At 56.0% G+C, this 16,967-nt stretch carries 16 protein-coding genes; 9 read left to right on the top strand and 7 right to left on the bottom strand.

The genetic code is table 11. The features are described from left to right. Positions 1-12: 12 nt before the first annotated feature. Positions 13-633, bottom strand: coding sequence for a glutathione binding-like protein (locus tag ACFIO0_RS18765; protein ID WP_390911922.1), 621 nt, complete (start codon positions 631-633; stop codon positions 13-15). 285 nt (positions 634-918) lie between these two features. Between ACFIO0_RS18765 and ACFIO0_RS18760 the strand changes: the two genes are divergently transcribed. Next, entirely contained in the window at positions 919-1,401 is a 483-nt protein-coding gene (locus ACFIO0_RS18760) for a hypothetical protein (protein WP_390911921.1), read from the top strand. 58 nt (positions 1,402-1,459) lie between these two features. Here ACFIO0_RS18760 and ACFIO0_RS18755 read toward each other — a convergent pair whose 3' ends face one another. From ACFIO0_RS18755 to ACFIO0_RS18745, 3 genes are all read right to left on the bottom strand, one after another. Then, positions 1,460-2,236 carry an ATP-binding cassette domain-containing protein gene (locus tag ACFIO0_RS18755; RefSeq protein ID WP_390911920.1) on the bottom strand — a complete coding sequence of 259 codons (777 nt, stop codon included), beginning with the start codon at positions 2,234-2,236 and terminating at the stop codon, positions 1,460-1,462. Continuing rightward, a complete protein-coding gene (locus ACFIO0_RS18750; RefSeq protein WP_390911919.1) occupies positions 2,236-3,348 on the bottom strand; it encodes an ABC transporter permease in 1,113 nt (370 codons plus the stop codon). The genes ACFIO0_RS18755 and ACFIO0_RS18750 overlap by 1 nt, the downstream gene beginning before the upstream one ends. Before the next feature lie 76 nt (positions 3,349-3,424). Further along, positions 3,425-4,375: a substrate-binding domain-containing protein gene (locus ACFIO0_RS18745; protein WP_390911918.1), complete on the bottom strand. Its 951-nt coding sequence runs from the start codon at positions 4,373-4,375 to the stop codon at positions 3,425-3,427. A 185-nt stretch (positions 4,376-4,560) separates the two neighbouring features. Here ACFIO0_RS18745 and ACFIO0_RS18740 point away from each other — a divergent pair, with 185 nt between their 5' ends. Next, positions 4,561-5,559, top strand: a complete 999-nt coding sequence (locus tag ACFIO0_RS18740; protein ID WP_390911917.1) for a substrate-binding domain-containing protein — start codon at positions 4,561-4,563, stop codon at positions 5,557-5,559. On the opposite strand, the gene ACFIO0_RS18735 is transcribed toward ACFIO0_RS18740, so the two are convergent. From ACFIO0_RS18735 to ACFIO0_RS18725, 3 genes are read right to left on the bottom strand one after another with little or no spacing between them, the layout of a single operon-like run. Further along, complete coding sequence (locus ACFIO0_RS18735; protein ID WP_390911916.1) at positions 5,556-6,692, bottom strand: Gfo/Idh/MocA family oxidoreductase; 1,137 nt, start codon at positions 6,690-6,692, stop codon at positions 5,556-5,558. The genes ACFIO0_RS18740 and ACFIO0_RS18735 overlap by 4 nt on opposite strands. Before the next feature lie 11 nt (positions 6,693-6,703). Continuing rightward, positions 6,704-7,594 carry a TIM barrel protein gene (locus ACFIO0_RS18730; RefSeq protein ID WP_390911915.1) on the bottom strand — a complete coding sequence of 297 codons (891 nt, stop codon included), beginning with the start codon at positions 7,592-7,594 and terminating at the stop codon, positions 6,704-6,706. Between the two features lie 19 nt (positions 7,595-7,613). Then, positions 7,614-8,711 (bottom strand): Gfo/Idh/MocA family oxidoreductase, encoded by a 1,098-nt coding sequence (locus tag ACFIO0_RS18725; RefSeq protein WP_390911914.1) that lies wholly within the window; start codon positions 8,709-8,711, stop codon positions 7,614-7,616. A 117-nt stretch (positions 8,712-8,828) separates the two neighbouring features. On the opposite strand from ACFIO0_RS18725, the gene iolD reads away from it, so the two are divergent. Genes iolD through araD form a run of 7 tightly spaced genes read left to right on the top strand, consistent with a single transcriptional unit; the run spans position 8,829 to position 16,962 of the window. Next, a complete protein-coding gene (iolD, locus tag ACFIO0_RS18720) occupies positions 8,829-10,694 on the top strand; it encodes a 3D-(3,5/4)-trihydroxycyclohexane-1,2-dione acylhydrolase (decyclizing) (protein WP_390911913.1) in 1,866 nt (621 codons plus the stop codon). Next, positions 10,694-11,533, top strand: a complete 840-nt coding sequence (locus ACFIO0_RS18715; protein ID WP_390911912.1) for a phytanoyl-CoA dioxygenase family protein — start codon at positions 10,694-10,696, stop codon at positions 11,531-11,533. Before iolD ends, ACFIO0_RS18715 begins: the two co-directional genes overlap by 1 nt. Continuing rightward, entirely contained in the window at positions 11,530-12,513 is a 984-nt protein-coding gene (gene iolC / locus ACFIO0_RS18710; protein ID WP_390911911.1) for a 5-dehydro-2-deoxygluconokinase, read from the top strand. Before ACFIO0_RS18715 ends, iolC begins: the two co-directional genes overlap by 4 nt. 9 nt (positions 12,514-12,522) lie before the next feature. Continuing rightward, positions 12,523-13,377, top strand: a complete 855-nt coding sequence (locus tag ACFIO0_RS18705; protein WP_390911910.1) for a 5-deoxy-glucuronate isomerase — start codon at positions 12,523-12,525, stop codon at positions 13,375-13,377. Beyond that, the gene (locus ACFIO0_RS18700; protein WP_390911909.1) at positions 13,374-14,216 is read left to right on the top strand and encodes a class II fructose-bisphosphate aldolase; all 843 of its coding nucleotides are present in this window, start codon (positions 13,374-13,376) and stop codon (positions 14,214-14,216) included. The genes ACFIO0_RS18705 and ACFIO0_RS18700 overlap by 4 nt, the downstream gene beginning before the upstream one ends. Position 14,217: 1 nt before the next feature. Next, the gene (iolG, locus tag ACFIO0_RS18695; RefSeq protein ID WP_390911908.1) at positions 14,218-15,204 is read left to right on the top strand and encodes an inositol 2-dehydrogenase; all 987 of its coding nucleotides are present in this window, start codon (positions 14,218-14,220) and stop codon (positions 15,202-15,204) included. Positions 15,205-15,231: 27 nt separating this feature from the next. Beyond that, positions 15,232-16,962, top strand: coding sequence for an L-arabinonate dehydratase (gene araD, locus ACFIO0_RS18690; RefSeq protein WP_390911907.1), 1,731 nt, complete (start codon positions 15,232-15,234; stop codon positions 16,960-16,962). Positions 16,963-16,967 lie beyond the last annotated feature (5 nt).

Here is a 16,967-nt window from a genome sequence, read left to right as displayed (position 1 = left end):
TGGTTGCGTCTGTTAACCCGCGATGCTGGGACGTGCGGCAACTTTTGCGCGCCAAGCGGTGAGATTGGAAAAGCTTGCCGGAATGTCTACCTTAGCAAAGTCCGCAAAGGCCAGCCCCGCAAATGCCGTGATATCCGCCATCGAGAATTTGTCGCCAGCAAGAAAGGCGTTGTCCGCGAGAACATCATCCAAATACCCCATGGTTTGACCAGCGACGACCTTTTGTTTGTTGCCCCATTCCGCGCATTGATCCGTTTCCAGATCGGGCCCAAGACCGGGCGTTGCATGGTGAAAATACGCACTAACAGCGTTCAGCAATCCGTTTTCTGCGCGCAAGTTCATCATTGAAACTTGTGCGCGTTCCTTGGGGCTTTCGCCGGTCAGTGATGCACCCTCAAAGTGGCCATCGATGTATTCGGTGATCGCGTTGCATTGCGAAATGTGGCTGCCGTCCGCAAGTTCGAGGCATGGGACAACCGCGTCGGGGTTCATGGCCTTGAACGCGTCACTGCGGTGTTCGCCGCCCATGACATCGACGGGCACAAATTGGACTTTGTCAGTCGCGCCTTTTTCGGCAAGTGCGATGCGAACGCGGGCGGGGTTAGGAAAGCCTTCGACGTCGTAAATCTTCATGGGTTTTCTCCGTTTGGTGAGGTGTGACATTTAGCTACCTACTATTAGGTTGGTAGGTTCGCAACTGATATCCGCGACAACAGTTTACGCATCACGCAGATGTTACGAACGCGCTCAGCCGCCTCGAACTGGCATGGCAAGATATTGCGCAAAATCGCCGTTCCAAACGGCGGTATCTAGGCGGTCACGCCGTCATCTCTGCGATGTGATGTTGGACAAGTTGCACCCTCAAAGACGGCGACATACCTGCGTCATTCATCGTCAACGCACCCAAGGAAGCAACGGATGTCAGATTTACTATCCAGCCGCCAAAAACGGATTATCCTATCCATCGCCCTTGCGGGTCTGGTTGGGGAAATCGCCTTTGAGTTTTATGCGTGGGTGATATCGCCCGCGCTGTTTGGCGTCACCTTGCAACCATCAAATCTGGTGATTGCGATCACTGCAAAACTGACCGGTGCGCAGCTGCCGCACGTGCTGGCGTTTGCCATCCACTTTACCATCGGATCGCTTGGGTTTGGGGTGGTCGTCTATTTGATGCGTCTGCTCATGCCGACAAAAGTGTGGGTGGTTGGCGTCGCATCTGGAGTGCTGTTGTGGTTCGTGGCACAGGGCGTGCTTGCGCCCTTTATCGGGCGTAGTTTTATGATGGGTTTTGGAACGTACACGCAGTCTTCGTTTATTGGACACGTGGGCATGACGGTGATCGCGGCACATCTGCTTGCGGTGTTTTTGCCGCGTGCCGCGCGACAAACCAGTGCGGGTTAGGGACGGTAGATACGTTTCTATCTACCGACTTTCCCTCACCCTCGATCAGTCTTGAGGATCAGACGGTACCGCCAAGCGATCCTTCCAGCGTCGCTAACTCTTCGCCGCCAGCCATCATGTCTTGTAGTTCTTCAGGCGTGATTTCGCCCTTGTTCGCAGTGCCATAGGTTTTGCCGCGATTGAGCACAGTAAAGCGGTCGCCGACGGCCATAGCGTGACGCACGTTGTGGGTAATAAAAACCACGGCGATGCCCTGTTTGCGCACCTTGTCGACAGTCGCCAAAACATTCGCAGTTTGGCGCACACCCAGCGCTGATGTCGGTTCATCGAGGATCAAAACTTTGGCTCCGAAATGAACTGCCCGGGCAATCGCGACGGTCTGGCGTTCACCGCCTGACAATGTGCCAACGGCTTGGTCCGGGCCGCGCAAGTTGATGCCCATTTTGCGCATCTCTGTCATCGTGGTTTCGTTGGCGTGTTCATGATCAAAAAACCGCAGCCCGAACTTCTTTTTGATCGGCTCGTTACCCATAAAGAAATTACGGCTAACCGACATCAACGGAATCATCGCCAAGTCTTGGTAAACAGTGGCGATACCGGCGGCGATTGAATCGCGAGGATCAGCGAAATGCATCGGTTGATCTTCGAACCGGATTTCGCCTGACGTTGGTTTGTGCACGCCGGACATGGTTTTGATAAAGGTCGATTTGCCCGCGCCATTGTCCCCCAACAAACAGTGACACTCGCCCGGGAAAAAGTCGATCGTGACGCCAGCAAGGGCAATGACAGAGCCAAAGTGCTTTTGGATGTCGTTCATTTGGATGATCGGATTCATTAGTGTTCTCCCGTAATCAAGCGACGGATGTAAGTGTTCAGGATGACGGCCAGCAGCAGGATAACCCCGAGGAATACGCGGAACAGCGAGCTTTCGACGCCCGCGAAAAACAGACCCTGCTGGACCACTCCAAAGATCAATGCACCTAGGGCAGCGCCGATGACGGACCCGTATCCACCGGTCAGCAAAGCGCCGCCAATAACCACGGCAATGATCGCTTCGAATTCCTTAAGTAGACCACGATCAGCCCCGGCAGAGCCGAACTCCATCACCTGACAGACGGCAAAAACGGTCGCGCAAAAAGCGGTGAACATGAACATCATGATCTTGACGCGGTTGACCGGAACACCTGCATAACGCGCCGCTTGGGCATCGCCGCCCGACGCATAAATCCAGTTGCCGAACCGTGTGCGCGTCAACAGGATATGGCCCAAAATGACCAACCCGATCGCCCAAACCAGCAGCATCGGAATGCCGTCGACAACTGACTGTCCGGCCTTGTTGCCGCGCGAAAACACGCTGATCACGCCCATGTCGCCGAGCCATTGAAAGAAGCCTTTAAAGATCGTGCCGCCAAAAATCGGGGCGATCCAATCACCCTCGGCGGCTTCGCGAATACCGCCAATGATGGTTTTGCGTTCCAGTGTCTGCGGGATAAAAATTGTAAATCCACGCAGGATAAACAGGGTGGCCAGCGTCACGATAAAACTGGGCAAACCCGTGCGCACAACGATGAACCCGTTTAGCGCACCAAACGCGATGCAGATCACAAATGTGACGATGATAGCCAGCCACATCGGCCAGGCCAATGTCACGCCAAACACCGCAATCATCATGCCCGCAAAGCCGATCATCGACCCGACGGACAGATCGAATTCACCGGCAATCATCAACAAACATGCGCCGACCGCGATGATCATGAATTGCGCCGAAACCGTTGACCAGTTCATCATGCCTTGGGCGTTGAACATGCCCGAGTTTCCGGCGAATAGAATGAAAAAGGTGAACACGGCAGCGGTGCCGACAATGCCACCAAGCTCGGGCCGGATCAGCGCCTGACGCAGCTTTGACATTTCCCTTACGCGCTCGTCGGTTTTAACGGCTTCTGACATCGGGTTTCTTTCCTTGAAATTTAGTGAAAAAAAGGGCGGCCCTGCATCTGCAAAGGCCGCCCTTATTCAGAGTAACTTAGCGGAATTCGCCCGCAAATTCTTCAACTTTGGTCAGACCATCCGCGGTCACAAAACCGGGGCCCGAGTTGATGTTGTTGCCGGGCAGAACGCCATAGCGGTCATAGTTGGCCAGAACCACAACTGGCAGATATGCCTGCAAGAACGGTTGCTGATCGATGCCCCAGTTGATGGTGCCGGCCTTGATGCCTTTGACGATTTCTTCACCCAGATCGAAGGTGCCGAAATAGATGTCACCGGCCATGCCGTTTTCGTCCAGCGCCAACATCGTTGGATCTGCTGAGGTCGGCCCAAGCGTTAGGATCGCATCGGTTTCAGGGTTGGCGGACAGATAGGCCAGAACCCGGTTTTTGATCTCGGCAGGGTCTTGACCTGAATCGATCATTTGGTTGCCCAGATCGACACCCAGACCATCAGCAAAACCTTGGCAACGCTCGGTCGAGGACGGTGAACTGATGTAGTGGTTCACGCACAAAAAGCTGCCAACGCCGTCACGCTTGGCGCGTTCACCAGCGGCCAGACCGGCATCGTATTCAGGCTGACCTACGTACATCAAGGCACCAACTTCGGCGGCTTGGGCTGGTGTGCCAGAATTCATGATGATCACGTCAATGCCTTGATCGACGGCCGCCATGATTGGCCCTTTTAGAACGTCGTAATCAGACAGTGTGGTGATAATGCCATCGGGTTGTGATGCGGCAGCCTGTTCAATGATCCGCGCCATATCGGCAAGGTCACCAGTCGGCGGATTGCGATATTCGACCGCCACGCCCATCTGCTCTCCGGCCAGTGCGATGCCGTTTTTGATTGTGTTCCACCAGCTGTCACTGTCCGGTGCGTGGCTGACAAGAATGTACTTCAGATTATCACTGTGACCATCCGCAGACGCCATCAGCGGCGTCGCTACCACGGCAGCAGTCATCATCAATTTTTTCAAAATGGATTTCATTTTTTCCCTCCCTGGAACACAAGTTGCGACTTTGAATCATGTCAAAGCCGTCTCTGTGTGAGAGAAAAACACGGATTCGAATTTTTTGCAACCGGTTGCAAAAAGAAACGAAAAGAATTCTACTGCGGCCTGTCTGATTACGCTGTACTCAAGCGTGACGTATAGTTGACAGGCGGGTTTATGTAATGGCGGCGACGCTAAAAGACGTGGCGATGAAAGCAGGGGTTTCAACCTCGGCTGTGTCGCGCACATTTACGGACGGTGCGTCTGTGTCGGACAAAATGCGCCGAAAGGTGCAAAAAGCAGCCGCAGAGCTGGGTTACAGTCCAAATTTTCTGGCTCGCAGCCTGACCACGCGCCGCACGAAATTGATCGGTTTGGTCAGTAACAACTTTCACAACCCGATTTTCCTAGAGGTCTTTGACCTGTTCACCCGTGGCCTGCAAGATCGTGGATTACGCCCGCTTTTGGTCAATCTCAGCAATGAAACCGATCCCGAACATTCGGTCCAAATGCTGCACCAGTATTCTGTGGATGGCGTCATTGTGGCGTCTTCAACCTTGCCGCCCGCCTTTTCCAAAGCGTTTCGCGACAAACGAATCCCCGTGGTGAACACGTTTGGGCGTTATTCCAGCAGCCCCGAAGTCCACGTCGTTGGCATCGACAACGCCGAAGCTGGACGCATGGCTGCACGTGAATTGATCGAACGCGGCTACAAACACGTGGCGTTTTTAGGCGGACCAGAAGCAGCCACGTCGACCCAAGATCGACTTAAGGGCTTTCTCGAAGAACTGGCGAAATGCCCCACCGTCAAGGTCAGCCATTCGTTTGCAGAACAGTATTCCTTTCAGGCCGGACGGACTGAAATGTTGCGCTTGGGCCAAGGCGAATTGGCCGAAGTTTATTTTTGCGGCGACGATGTTTTGTCGATCGGCGTTCTGAGCGCAATCAAGGATCTTGGCCTGCGAGTCCCCGACGACATTGGCGTTATCGGCTTTAACGACATGGAAATGTCGAGCTGGGAAAACATCGCGCTGACGACGATCCATCAGCCCATCAAGCAGATCATCAACTCGTCGGTTGAGCTGATGGCCGCCATGCTTGATGAACCTGATCGCTATCCCGAAGCCCGACTATTTCCCTGCCAGATGGTGGAACGCAACACGCTGCGCCCGCGCCGCTAATCGCGGAACATCGGTGGGCGCGCGTCCATCCACGCACCGTCCTGTTTCGCTGATTCCACCGCCGTGTGAACCGCCGACATGGATCGCACACCAGCTGCAGCACCGGGCAAACCGTCGCGCACCTCGCCGCGGATCGCGTCCGCCAGATCGCAGTAGATGTTGGCAACGGCCAGCGGAAAACCTTCTGGGTGTGCAATGGAAACGCGCGACAGCCGTCGCGCATCTTCGTGCAGGCCGCCTTCGCCTTTTTCGATGATCTGAGTGCGCCCGCCGACAGGTGTGTAGATCAACTGATTGGGTTGCTCTGACGCCCAGCGCAACCCACCGGTTTCGCCAAAGATTTGAATGTCGAATCCATGCTGGCGGCCAATGGCGACCGACGACGTCCAAAGCCTGCCCACCGTGCCGCCAGCCATGCGAAAGTTGACCATTGCGTCGTCTTCCAACTCGCGGCTGGGAATGGTTGACGCGAAATCGGCCGATAGCTTTTCGACCTCGTCGTCGCACACAAAGCTGGCCATATGCAGCGCGTGAATTCCGCAATCGGCGAACTGACCGGACACGCCAGCCATCGCCGGATCATAGCGCCAGCGCACCCTAGGGTTGTCAGCATCCGCTGCATCGCCGTGGTGCCCGTGGCTAAAGTTTGTGACCACAAGCCGGACTTTTCCAATCTCGCCGGCACGCACCATGGCCCGCGCTTGACGCACCATCGGATAGGCAGAATAGCAGTAGTTTACCGCACAGATTTTGCCGGTCGCTTGCGCCACACGCACGATCTCTTCGCCCTCCTCAACGGTCATCGTCATCGGCTTTTCGCACAGCACGTTAAAGCCAGCCTCGAGAAAGGATTTGGTGATCTCAAAGTGTGTGGCATTTGGTGTAGCAACCGTGACCAGATCGATGCGATCCTCGCGATTCTGCTCGCCTTTCAGCATCTCTTGCCAATCGCCGTAAGCACGGTCTTTGGCGACCCCCAAACGCTGGGCATAGTCACGTCCAACATCGGCCCGGTGATCCAGCGCACCGGCTGCAAATTCGAACAACCCGTCAGCCTGTGCGCCCAAGCGGTGCGCTGGCCCGATCTGGCTGCCTTCGCCGCCACCGATCATACCCCATTTCAGTTTTGTCATGATATTCGTCCTTAAAAACCAATAGATTGAAGGTATTCACGGTTTGCCTGTGCGTCCTCAAGTGGGGTGCCCGGCATGGAAGGATCGCAATCCTGTTCCACTGTGCACCAACCTTCAAATCCTGCATCCAAGAGGCGCTGGCGGACGACTGGGAAATCCACGTCACCCTGCCCGAGGTTGCAGAAAATTCCCTGCCCGCAAGCTGTGTAAAAGTCTGTGCGATTGGCCACGACGTCCGCCTTGACCACGGGATCGATATCCTTGAAATGCATGTAGGAAATGCGGCTGATGTAGCGGTCCATAAACGCGACGGGATCGAACCCTGCGTAGGAATGATGGCCGGTATCAAAGCAGATTTTCAGCAGGCTTTCGTCGACTTCGTTTAACAAGCGTTCCAGCTCTGGCTCAAAGTCCATAAAGCCCGCGGCGTGTGCGTGAATGCCAACCGTCAGCCCGTATTCTTCGCTGCCCATTTTGGCGATTGTGGCGATGCGGTCGCGGTACGCTGTCCACTCGGCCTTGTCCATTTGCTCTGCCTCGCTGGCACGACCTGCGGTTGGGGCGCGGCGCGGCGAAATGCTGTCGATCAGCACCAGATGCTCGGCACCGTGAGCCTTTAACGCTTTGCACGTGCGCGCCGAGGCATCCATGACGTCATCCCACATTGCAGGGTCATGGAACGCGCGGAACACGACGCCACCGATGATTTCCAGACCCCGTTCAGCCAACGCAGGGGCCAGCACATTCGGGTCCTCAGGCATGTAGCCGATGGGCCCTAGTTCGATCCCAGTGTAGCCCGCGCCTGCACATTGATCCAAAACAGATTGCCACGTTGGATAGGCCGGATGGCTGGGAAATTCGATGCCCCACGAACACGGCGCATTGCCGATTTTGATTGTCATTTTGATGCCTTTCGAAAACTTAAACGCTGTCGACGTCGATCCATGCTTTTGCACGGGATGACGCCAATGCAGCGGCGACGACTTGGTTCACATCCAGACCATCCTGAAAGGTTGGCCAGACGGGTGTTTTGGTTTCAATCGCGCGCAAGAAATCCCGCGCCTCGATGATGATCTGATCTTGGTAGCCCGTGCCGTGACCCGGCCCCTGACAAAAGGGTTCGTAATCAGGATGCGCAGGCCCGGTTAAGATCTTGCGAAAACCGCGCGTTTCTTCGGGTTCATCCATTGAATAAAGCCAAAGCGCGTTCTGGTCTTCTTGATCGAAACGGATCGCGCCTTTGGTTCCTGTGACCTCGTAGGCGTAGCCCATTTTGCGGCCATGGCTGATGCGGCTGAAATACATCTGGCCCATCGCGCCGTTTTCAAACCGGCACATCACTTGGCCATGATCGTCGTTTGTGACGGTGCCGCCGGGGCGGGTTGGGTGGACGGTTTCGACCTCTGCGATTAACGACGAAATCGGACCAATCAAGGCCAGCGCGCCGTTGATCATATGCGGGGCCAGATCGCCCATTGTTCCGTTGGCGTCACCATCTGTGCGCCAATTGGCAGGGCTTTGCGGGTCGGCCAGAAAATCTTCGGTGTGCTCTCCGCGAAACCACGTGACATCGCCAATCGCACCATCAGCGATAAGTTTGCGGGCGAACTGGCTGGCTGGCGTGCGGATGTAGTTAAAACCCGTCATGCTGATTTGACCATCAGCGGCTTTGACCATTGCGCGACTGTCGGCCAAAGACGCGCCAAGCGGTTTTTCGCAAAACACCGGCTTGTTCAGTGCAAACGCAGCTTGGGCGATTTGACGGTGAAATTCCTGCGGGGTGGCGATCACGATGGCATCAACCTTCGGATCATTCACCAAGGATTTCCAATCGCTGGTCGCGCGCGCAAATCCAAAGGCTTGGCGATACCTTTCAGCACTTTGCGGACTGCTGGCACAGATCATCTCAAGCCGTGGACGCAATGCGGTGTTAAAAACCGCGCCAACTGCGGACATAGCCACCGCATGGGCTTTGCCCATATATCCGCCACCAACGATACCAATGCCGATTTCTGTCATCGTGCTGAGCTTTCTGTGAAATTGTGTTTGCAACCGGTTGCAAAACTAGTATCTTCGGATTCGAAAACGCGCAAGCATCAATCGCCACAAAGGCGAAAAATGAGATAGAATCTGAACATGGCAGACAACACTCTTCGACTGACAACCGCGCAGGCGATCATCAAATATCTTTCGAACCAATTCATCGAGGTGGATGGGCAGGAAATGCGCGTCTGTGGTGGCGGTTTTGGCATCTTCGGGCATGGCAACGTGACCTGTCTGGGTGAGGCATTGTATGATGCGAAAGATGAATTGCCGCTGTATCGCGGTCAAAACGAACAAAGCATGGGCTTTGCGGCGGCGGGGTATGCCAAGCAATGGTTGCGCCAGCGGTTCATGTTCTGCACGGCCAGCGCTGGCCCCGGCACAACCAACCTTTTGACGTCGGCCGCCCTTGCACATGCCAACCGCTTGCCGATGCTTTTGCTGTGTGGCGACACCTTTATTACGCGCCTGCCTGACCCGGTTTTGCAGCAATTGGAACATTTCAACAATCCGGCCCTCGGTGTGAATGACGCCTTCAAAGCTGTCAGCCGCTATTGGGACCGGATCACGCATCCTGCGCAGATCATTCAATCCTTGCCGGCGGCCTTGGCGACTATGTTGGACCCGACCGATTGCGGCCCTGCCTTTATCGGGTTGCCGCAGGATGTTCAGGGCTGGACGTTCGACTACCCCGCTGAATTTTTCGAAAAACGTGTGCACCGCATTCGTCGCCAAGGTCCCGATCTGACCGAAGTTGCCGAGGCCGTAGCGCTGCTTAGATCAGCGAAACGCCCGATCATCATCGCAGGCGGCGGTGTGCAATATTCGCGTGCCGTGACCGAGCTGACTGACTTTGCCGTAACGCACAACATTCCCGTTGTTGAAACGATTGCGGGGCGTGCGAACCTGATGCAGGATCACCCGCTGAATATCGGGCCAATTGGCGTCACCGGATCGGACAGTGCCAATGCCATCGCCGAGCAGGCGGATGTCATTTTGGCCATCGGAACACGGCTTCAGGATTTCACAACCGGATCGTGGACGGCCTTTGCCAAGGACGCCAAAATCATCGGCCTGAACGTTGGTCGTCATGACGCGAAAAAACACATGTCGCTGCCTGTCGTTGGAGATGCCAAGTTGGGGATAACGGCCCTAAGCGATGCACTGGACGCGCACAAATCACCCAGCATTTGGGTCGATTTCGCGCAGGCAGAGCGTGCCAAATGGGTCGCATACACCAACGAAATCACGACCCCAAAAAATGGGCCAAATTCGTATTCACAGATCATTCGCGTCGTGAACGATCTGTGCGATCCTCGCGACCGGATCGTCGCTGCCGCCGGTGGTTTGCCCGCCGAGGTCACCGCCCACTGGCAGACCAAAGACATTGGCACAGTCGACGTCGAATTCGGCTTTTCTTGCATGGGGTACGAAATTTCTGGCGGCTGGGGCGCACGGATCGCGCAGCATGAACGCGAACCAGATCAGGACACCATCATCTTTACCGGCGACGGGTCTTATTTGATGATGAATTCCGACATCTATTCGTCCGTCCTGACCCAGCGAAAACTGATCATCTGTCTGCTTGATAACGGCGGTTTTGCCGTCATTAACAAGCTGCAAAACAACACCGGCAACGAGAGCTTTAACAACCTGATTGCAGACAGCCCAACGGTACCAAAACCGTTTGCCGTTGATTTCCAAGCCCACGCAGCATCGATGGGTGCCAATGCTGAAACCGTGTCTAATCCTGCCGAATTTGGCGAGGCATTCAAGCGGGCCAAAGCCGCTGACATAACCAGCGTGATCGTGATGCAGGTCGACGCCTATGACGGCTGGACGGACCAAGGCCATACGTGGTGGGAAGTTGGCACTCCGCATGTGACCACCAACCCCAAAGTTGCGGCAAAACATGCCGAGATCGAAGCCGAACGATCCAAGCAAAGAAAGGGCGTCTGATGAAGCGATTCACAGCCGAAACAGCAGCCCCTGACGCGATTGTCGACGAGCTGTTGAATGGGGACGGCGCGGTCAAAATCTCAGGTCTGTTTTCATCTGATCAGATCGCCCAAGCCCGCGCCATTGTCATGGAACAGTCCGAACAAGAGGCCGACAAGGCGACGCATTTCCAAGGAGCCGCGCAAGACGCCGGTTCGATCGACTTGCAGCGCCGTGTCTGGAACTTGCTGGCCAAAGGCGAGGTGTTTTCGCAAATGGCCGCGCATCCCGTGTTGATGAAAATCTTGCGCAAATTCCTTGGGACCGAGTTCATCATGGGGTCGATTGCTGCCAACCGGATCTTGCCCGGAGGCCCAGGCCAAGAACCTCATGTCGACTATCCCTACTGGGATTTTCACAAACCTGACACGCATCCCATCGGGTTCAACGGATCGTTCCCGATGAATGCGCAAGTCTCTGTTATTCTAGACCCTTTCACCGGCCAAAGCGGGGCGACCGCCTATGTACCCGGCAGTCAAAAGCACCTGCGCTATCCCATGCCCGAGGATAATTTCTTTGATCGCTGCGAACAGATGACAGGAAATCCCGGCGACGTAATTTTGTTTTTCGGCGTGACTTGGCACTGCGCGATGCCCAACACATCCGAACATGATCGCAGCGCCATTCTGATCCAGTATTTGCCCAAATGGGTAAAGCCGATGGAAGACATGCCCGCCACGCTTGCGCCGTCTTTCATTGCAGCCGCAAGTCCGGACATTCGCCAATTGATCGGCCTGAACTACCCCTATCCCGAAGTGCTGGATGCGGCCAAAGCTGGCAACGCCGAGGGTCGCGCATGAAAAACGTATTGCCCGGCATCAAACAGAACAACTTTGTGGTTGTCGGCCGCGTTGGCATGGATTTGTTTCCCGCCCCCGGGGTTGCGACCCAAGATGCCACGACCTTTACCGCTGACATGGGCGGATCATCCGCAAACATCGCAGCCGGGATCGTAAAACTAGGTGGCAAAGCATCGCTGGTGACCAGCGTTTCAGACGATGCTGTCGGTCGGTTTTGCGTGAACAAACTGCACCACTACGGCGTGGACACATCCCATGTTTCGGCCGTCGCAGGCGAGGCACGCAATTCGCTGGCCCTGTACGAAAGCCGCGTTGCAGACCACCAATCGGTCATTTACCGCAATGGTGCCGCTGACTTTGAAATGACGGTCGCCGACGTAGAAGCCGTCGATTACAGCCAATTTGGGGCACTGGTGACCGCCGGAACTGTCTTTGCCGCCGAACCGTCACGCGCGGCATCTTTTCGGGCATTCGAATTGGCGCGCACCGCTGGATTGCCGGTCATTTTTGATGTCGATTATCGCCCCTACAGCTGGCCCTCGCCCCAAGTCGCCGAAGACGTGTTGTCTAAGGCCGGCGCGCTGGCTGATGTGATTGTCGGCAACGACGAAGAATTCGGTTTCATGGCCGGCGACAAGGAAAAAGGGCTGTCCAAAGCCCGCGCGCTGGCCGCATCAACCGCCGCGATTGTCGTCTACAAAATGGGCGAACACGGCGCGATCACGATTGCCGGCGGCACAGAAATTCGCACCGGCATTTACCCTGTCACAGCGCTAAAACCAACAGGCGCTGGTGACAGTTTCATGGCGGGCTTGCTGTCATCCCTCGCGGCAGGCAATGACCTGGAAACCGCCGTCCTGCGCGGTTCCGCCTGCGCGGCCATTGTTGTCGCCAAACCCGGATGCGCCCCGGCAATGCCCACGCCTCAAGACCTTTCACAGTTTCTGGCCGATCATTCCGGCCCCACCTCTTTCGCCTAAGGATCACCCATGCACATCGCACCACACGACAATCAAAACAAAGCCATCGTAGATGCGGATGATCCGACGGTTCCGCTGAACTACTTCAACATCGTGAAACTCAAGGCAGGCGAGGCGTTTGAATATCAAGTGCCCGGCTATGAAACCTGCATTGTGCCTGCCACCGGAACCGTCGATATTTCGATTGAGGGCGTGAATTTCGACGCGGTCGGCAACCGTACTGAAAATGTCTGGGACGGCGAGCCCGAAGGCGTCTACGTGCCAGTCGGTGCCAAGGTCACAATCGTCGCCACATGCGACACCGAAACCTTTGTTGCGGGTGCCAGATACGACAAGGTTCTGGACCCGTTTGACGTGCGCGTCGGCGGGATCGACAAAGTCCAATACGGATCGGACGACACCAAAACGCACCGCAAGATCAAACACATTCTAGGCCAGAAACAGCACGGCAAGGTCGGCCGCCTTTTGGTCAGCGAACTGTTCACAGTAGGCCAAGGCGGCTGGTCAGGCTTTCCTGCGCACAAACACGACACCGACCGCAAAGACGCGGATGGCAACATCATCGAAACCCGCCACGACGAGACGTATAATTTCCGCTTTCGCCCAAATCATGGATCGGGCGTGCAAATCTTGCAACGCGAAGAGGGCAAGCCCGGGGACGCCTATCAACTGATGGATGGCTCTACGATGATGATCGACAAAGGCTATCATCCTTGCGCGGTGATGCCGGGCTACGAGATGTATTATTTCACCATTCTGGGTGGCCTTAGCCAGCGCAGTTTGATCCAGTTTTTCCAACCCACGCATGCGTATCAAATCGAAACGATCCCAGGGATCAAAGACATGATGGCCAAGTTTAAATGAGCCTCGCAACGCTATCGGATGTTCTGCAACCGGCCTTGCGCGGACACTATGCAGTTGCTGGCTTGGTCACGTTAGGTTGGGAAGACATGCGTGCCTTTGTAGCCGCCGCCGAGGCCGAAGGCTGTCCTGTAATCTTGCAAGCTGGCCCGTCTTGCCGCGCCCACACACCCCTGCCCGTCTTGGGCAAAATGTTTCGCCATTTGGCCGAAGCTGCCAGCGTTCCAGTCGTTGCGCATTTGGATCACGGATACACCGCCCAAGAATGTCGCGAGGCGCTCGACAGTGGTTTTACCTCTTTGATGTACGACGGCTCGCGCGCGCCGCTGGCCCAGAACATCGACGAGACCGCCGCAATTGTGGAAATGGCGCATGCCGCGGGCATTTCCTGCGAAGGCGAGATCGGATTTGTCGGCTATGCGCAGGGCGAAAGCTCGGCTGGTACTGACCCACAAGAGGCCGCGAAATTTGCGGCACAAACCGGCGTCGATGCGATGGCGATCTCGGTCGGGAACGTCCATTTGCAACAAGACAAAGAGGGCGGTTTGGACGAAGCCCGCATTCGCGCGATCGAAGCACTAGCAAACGTGCCTTTGGTGATCCATGGCGGCTCAGGCGTGCCAGTGGCGCAACGCACCGCCTTGGCAACCGGATCGAACGTTTGCAAATACAACATCGGCACGGAACTGCGCATGGCGTTTGGAAATGCGATGCGCGATGCTGTGAATTCTGATCCATCGCGTTTTGATCGGGTCACCATTTTGAAAGACACCCACGATCCGATGGTAGCAGCGGCTAGAACCGTTCTGTCGGCCATGGGACACGGGCAAAAAGAGGCATAACATGTTGCGAATTGGAATTCTGGGCTGTGGCCGCATTGGCCAAGTACACGCCCGCTCGTTGATGCGCATGCCGGACACGTCGCTGGTTGCGGTGTCTGACGCTTTTGCCGACGCAGCCAATGCGCTCGCGCAGCAAACCGGCGCACAAGTCCGCGACACAGATGCGATTTTGGCAGCAACGGATATCGACGCGGTGATCATCTGCACACCAACCGACACGCATTTCGAGTTGATCCAAACCGCCGCCAAGGCTGGCAAGGCGATCTTTTGCGAAAAGCCTGTGGATATGTCTACTGCGCGCATCCAGGATTGTCTGGACGTGGTCACTGCCAACGGCGTGGCGTTTTTGACTGCCTTTAACCGGCGCTTTGATCCAAACTTTGCGCTGGTGCAGTCCCGAATTGCTGCTGGCGAAATTGGTGATGTTGAAATCGTCACGATCCTGTCGCGCGATCCGAACCCGCCGCCGATCAGTTACATCAAAAGCTCGGGGGGTATTTTCCGCGACATGATGATCCATGATTTCGACATGGCGCGGTTCTTGTTGGGCGAAGAACCGGTTCAAGTTTTCGCGGTTGGCTCAGCCTTGGTCGATCCTGCGATTGGCGCTGCAGGCGATGTGGACACGGCGGCCGTGACGCTGACCACCGCGAGCGGTAAGATCTGCCAAATCTCGAATTCACGCCGCGCCTCTTACGGCTATGATCAGCGCATCGAAGTGCATGGATCAGCCGGCATGTTGCGCGCTGAAAACGTTCTGGAAAACACTGTCGAAATCGCGACCGAGGCGGGTTTCAAACGCGCCCCCACGCAGCACTTTTTTCTTGAGCGGTACGAGGCGGCCTATCTGGCTGAGATGGCGCATTTTGTCGACGCTGTGACCAAAGGCACCCCTTTGACCCCGACAATTACGGATGGTCTAAAGGCACAACAAATTGCTGACGCTGCTGCTCAGTCACTGACGACAGGGCAACCGGTGGCGTTGTAACAGGCGGATGCACGGAGGTCATTCAAGATGACAAAAGAGTACCAAGATCTTCGATCCGCCCGCTGGTATGCGCCTGATGATTTACGTTCGTTTGGGCACCGGTCGCGCACGATGCAAATGGGGCTGTCACCCGAAGATTGGGAAGGCAAACCGATCATCGCAATCTTGAACACGTGGTCTGATTTGCAACCCTGCCACATGCATTTTCGCGACCGTGTCGAATTCGTCAAAAAGGGGATTTTGCAAGCAGGCGGCATGCCTGTCGAAATCCCGGTTCATTCGTTGGGTGAACAACTGCTGAAACCGTCGGCCATGCTGTACCGCAACATGGTCGCGATGGAAGTCGAGGAGGTTTTGCGCTCAAATCCTGTCGACGGCGCTGTGCTGATGGGCGGCTGCGACAAATCCACGCCCGCGTTGGTCATGGGGGCCACGTCCATGGGCCTGCCGTTCATCTACCTGCCCGCAGGCCCCATGTTGCGCGGGAATTACGCGGGCAAAACGCTTGGCTCTGGGGCGGATGCTTGGAAATACTGGGACGAACGGCGCGCCGGCAATATTTCCAAATCAGAGTGGCAAGGCGTCGAAGGCGGCATCGCGCGATCTTATGGGCACTGCATGACCATGGGCACCGCCAGCACAATGACGGCGATTGCCGACGCGTGGGGGCTGTGTTTGCCCGGCGCCTCGTCCATCCCTGCCCCTGACGTTAACCATCAACGGATGAGCGCGGCCTGCGGGCGGCGCATTGTAGACATGGTCTGGGAAGACCTGACACCAGACAAGATCATCACGCCCGCCAGCACGCGCAATGCTGTGACGGTTGCGATGGCGACGGGCTGTTCAACAAATGCAATCATCCACCTGATCGCGATGGCGCGTCGTGCCGGAGTTCCTCTGGAACTTGATGATCTGGACGCGATTGGCCGCACAACGCCGGTGATCGCGAACATTCGCCCCTCTGGCACCGATTACCTGATGGAAGATTTCTATTACGCAGGCGGCCTAACCGCGCTGATGAAAGAGCTGAGCGGCAAGCTGGATTTGACGGCAATGACAGTCACGGGCGAAAGCCTTGGGACCGGTTTGAAAGACGCACAGAACTACAACCCGGACGTCATCCGCCCGCTGTCCAATCCGGTCTATCACGAGGGGTCGTTGGCCGTTCTCAAAGGCAATCTTGCACCGGACGGGGCTGTTATCAAACCGGCCGCAATGGACCCGAAATTCCTAACCCATCGCGGCCCTGCAATCGTGGCAAATTCCTACACAGAATTAAAACAGATCATCGACGATCCAGACGCCGATATCACGGCTGATCACGTGTTGATCCTGCGCAATGCCGGTCCTCAGGGTGGGCCCGGAATGCCTGAATGGGGCATGATCCCGATGCCACAAAAGCTGTTGAACGAAGGGCACCGCGATATGGTGCGCCTGTCTGATGCAAGGATGAGCGGCACAAGCTATGGCGCGTGTATCCTGCACGTCGCGCCCGAAGCGTTCATCGGCGGGCCTTTGGCCTTGATCGAAACAGGCGATATCATTTCACTGGATGTGCCAAACAGGTCCTTGAACGTCGACATTACGGTTGCCGAATTAAGCCGTAGACGCGCCGCTTGGCAAACCCCTGAACCACGATACCAACGTGGCTATGGCTGGATGTTCACCAAACATATCGAGCAAGCTGACAAAGGCTGTGATTTCGACTTTTTACGCACTGGATTTGGTCGACCTGTGCCCGAGCCAGACATCCATTGATCCTT

It is taken from the genome of Pseudosulfitobacter sp. SM2401 (assembly GCF_042932805.1).
Lineage (GTDB): Bacteria > Pseudomonadota > Alphaproteobacteria > Rhodobacterales > Rhodobacteraceae > Ascidiaceihabitans.
Note: the sequence above shows the minus strand (reverse complement) of the source record. Positions and strands in the feature narration are given on the sequence as shown.

Coding starts and splice junctions, on each gene's coding strand:
- ACFIO0_RS18765 (WP_390911922.1), bottom strand. CDS start 633: ATGAAGATTTACGACGTCGAAGGCTTTCCTAACCCCGCCCGCGTTCGC.
- ACFIO0_RS18760 (WP_390911921.1), top strand. CDS start 919: ATGTCAGATTTACTATCCAGCCGCCAAAAACGGATTATCCTATCCATC.
- ACFIO0_RS18755 (WP_390911920.1), bottom strand. CDS start 2,236: ATGAATCCGATCATCCAAATGAACGACATCCAAAAGCACTTTGGCTCT.
- ACFIO0_RS18750 (WP_390911919.1), bottom strand. CDS start 3,348: ATGTCAGAAGCCGTTAAAACCGACGAGCGCGTAAGGGAAATGTCAAAG.
- ACFIO0_RS18745 (WP_390911918.1), bottom strand. CDS start 4,375: ATGAAATCCATTTTGAAAAAATTGATGATGACTGCTGCCGTGGTAGCG.
- ACFIO0_RS18740 (WP_390911917.1), top strand. CDS start 4,561: ATGGCGGCGACGCTAAAAGACGTGGCGATGAAAGCAGGGGTTTCAACC.
- ACFIO0_RS18735 (WP_390911916.1), bottom strand. CDS start 6,692: ATGACAAAACTGAAATGGGGTATGATCGGTGGCGGCGAAGGCAGCCAG.
- ACFIO0_RS18730 (WP_390911915.1), bottom strand. CDS start 7,594: ATGACAATCAAAATCGGCAATGCGCCGTGTTCGTGGGGCATCGAATTT.
- ACFIO0_RS18725 (WP_390911914.1), bottom strand. CDS start 8,711: ATGACAGAAATCGGCATTGGTATCGTTGGTGGCGGATATATGGGCAAA.
- iolD (WP_390911913.1), top strand. CDS start 8,829: ATGGCAGACAACACTCTTCGACTGACAACCGCGCAGGCGATCATCAAA.
- ACFIO0_RS18715 (WP_390911912.1), top strand. CDS start 10,694: ATGAAGCGATTCACAGCCGAAACAGCAGCCCCTGACGCGATTGTCGAC.
- iolC (WP_390911911.1), top strand. CDS start 11,530: ATGAAAAACGTATTGCCCGGCATCAAACAGAACAACTTTGTGGTTGTC.
- ACFIO0_RS18705 (WP_390911910.1), top strand. CDS start 12,523: ATGCACATCGCACCACACGACAATCAAAACAAAGCCATCGTAGATGCG.
- ACFIO0_RS18700 (WP_390911909.1), top strand. CDS start 13,374: ATGAGCCTCGCAACGCTATCGGATGTTCTGCAACCGGCCTTGCGCGGA.
- iolG (WP_390911908.1), top strand. CDS start 14,218: ATGTTGCGAATTGGAATTCTGGGCTGTGGCCGCATTGGCCAAGTACAC.
- araD (WP_390911907.1), top strand. CDS start 15,232: ATGACAAAAGAGTACCAAGATCTTCGATCCGCCCGCTGGTATGCGCCT.